This window comes from Pseudoalteromonas sp. SWN29 (assembly GCF_015864465.1).
GTDB lineage: Bacteria > Pseudomonadota > Gammaproteobacteria > Enterobacterales > Alteromonadaceae > Pseudoalteromonas.
In genome coordinates, this window is sequence record NZ_JADYXE010000171.1 from 1 (window position 1) to 571 (window position 571).

Here is a 571-nt window from a genome sequence, read left to right on the forward strand (position 1 = left end):
CACCCGTCACCATGCTGCCGCGGATCCCCGCTCCAACACAGAGGGCGATCGACTCGAGGGCCTCCGCCCGCGGAGGGTCGGTGAGAGCAACAAGACCGAGCAGTTGCAGCTTGCTGGGGTGCGGAAGTTCCGGACCCGTGAGCTCGTTGTGCGGCACACTTCGACAGGCGATTGCCAACACGCGGTAACCATCGCTGGCCAGTTGAGCCTGGGCGTCGTACACCCCCTGGCGTGCGGTCGCATCGAGGAGGCCTCCCCCGGCCTCCTCGCTACACATCGAGAGCACGAGCTCCGGCGCGCCCTTAACGTAAAGCATGAGTGCCGCATCCGTCTCCCGCTTGTCGTTACGGCGCAGCGATTGTGAATAACGGTTCTGTGGTTCGTACGGCAGCCGTGCCACCTGATCGGGCTCGTCATCGTCACTCGTAACGCCAAGCGAGCGAGCGAGCGCCGCAAGCGCAACATCGACGGCATCACCGATGAAACCGCCTTCGTCGTCATCGCGCGAGTGTGCCTCGTTCACGAGGGCACCCGCCATGATGAGGTCGTGCAGCACCCCACTCGGCTAGTA

1 pseudogene is annotated in these 571 nt (G+C 64.4%); it reads right to left on the reverse strand.

From position 1 onward, the window contains the following. Nucleotides 1-523 (reverse strand): annotated as a pseudogene (locus tag I6F53_RS20350) (hypothetical protein); the annotation flags it as partial. Between the last annotated feature and the right edge of the window lie 48 nt (nucleotides 524-571).